Source organism: Arthrobacter sp. NPDC056493 (assembly GCF_042795115.1).
Lineage (GTDB): Bacteria > Actinomycetota > Actinomycetes > Actinomycetales > Micrococcaceae > Arthrobacter.
In genome coordinates this window covers 1-1,452 of sequence record NZ_JBHTSL010000126.1, presented here as the reverse complement: position 1 = coordinate 1,452, position 1,452 = coordinate 1, and the positions used below count along the sequence as shown (strand labels likewise).

Here is a 1,452-nt window from a genome sequence, read left to right as displayed (position 1 = left end):
CAGCCGGAGGCGAGGCGGGCGACTTCCTCGAAGGGCAGGTCGGCCCACTGGCCGGTGAACAGGGTGTACGGGCGGGACATGGTCAGGCTCCTTCGGCGGTCAGCGCAGCTTGACGCACGTTCGTCAGCACGCTCTTGTTGTTGGCTGATTCTTCAACGGCTGCCAGGACGCTTTGCACCTGAAGTCCTTCTTCGAGCGACGGCGAGGGCGCCTCATTGTTGTCAATGGCGGCCAGCAAGTCGCGGATTTGGTGTGTGAAGGTGTGCTCCCAGCCGATGATGTGACCCTGCGGCCACCACGCCTCCAGATAGGGGTGCTCGGGTTCGTTGACGAGGATACGGAGGAAGCCCTGCTCCTGGACCGGGGCACTGGCATCGAGGAACATGAGCTCGTTCAGGTTCTCCAGGTCGAAGGTCAGTGAGCCTTTGGAGCCGTACATCTCGATGCGAAGGCTGCTTTTTTGGCCGGTGGCGACGCGGGAGGCTTCCACGGAGGCGCTGATGCCGCCGGTCAGTCCAAGGGTTGCCCAGACCGCATCGTCGACAGTGATTTCTTCCGGGCCGTTGGGTCCGGGACGGTGCGTGACAAAGTTCCGTAACGTGCCTGTCACTTCCGTGGCGGTCTGCCCCGTGAGGTGTTGGATCTGGTCGATGGCGTGGCTGGCGATGTCGCCCAGAGCACCGGACCCGGCAGTTTCTTTTTGCAAGCGCCACGTCATGGGGGCTTCCGGGTCGGTGAGCCAGTCCTGCAGGTAGGCGGCCCGGACATGCCGGACGGTGCCGAGCCGGCCCTCCGCGATCAGTTCCCGGGCCAGGGCCAGGGCGGGCACGCGGCGGTAGTTGAACCCGACCATGGATTGCACCCCGCATGCGCGGGCGGCCTGGGCCGCGGCAGTCATGGCCTCGGCCTCGGCGAGGGTGTTGGCCAATGGCTTCTCCACGAGTACATGCTTGCCCGCTTCGAGGGCGGCGATGGCGATCTCGGCGTGCATCCAGCCCGGGGCGCAGATGTCCACGATGTCGATGTCGTCCCGCTCAATGACTTCACGCCAGTCCGTGGCCCATTCCGCCCAGCCATACTTGCCCGCGGCGAAGGCGACTTCGGTGGCGTCCCGGCCCACGAGCACTTTTTGCTCGAAGGCCGGAACGTCGAAGAAGCTGGCAACGTTCCGCCACGCGTTCGAGTGGGCCTTCCCCATGAACGCATAACTGATCATTGCCACGCCCCGGAATTTGTTCGGATTGGTCGGATAGAACATGATTTTCGCTTCTTCTGGGAACAGTGGGGGGCACTTGGCGAGTTGGCGCAGCGTCAATGGCATGAGGACTGAGCGAAGGCTATTTTGCTGCTCCGCCTCAGAGTCAGAAGTCGGCCAGGGGCGGGGGAAACGGGAGGGGCTGTCCCCAGTAGTGGGAGCGTGCGGGGTAGTGGGAGCGTGCGGGCCGGATGGCC

General features: G+C 64.5%; 1 protein-coding gene. It reads right to left on the bottom strand.

The window, feature by feature from the left end; translation table 11 throughout:
- Positions 1-82: 82 nt before the first annotated feature.
- A complete protein-coding gene (locus tag ACFQ50_RS24505; RefSeq protein ID WP_377998225.1) occupies positions 83-1,216 on the bottom strand; it encodes a Gfo/Idh/MocA family protein in 1,134 nt (377 codons plus the stop codon).
- Positions 1,217-1,452 lie beyond the last annotated feature (236 nt).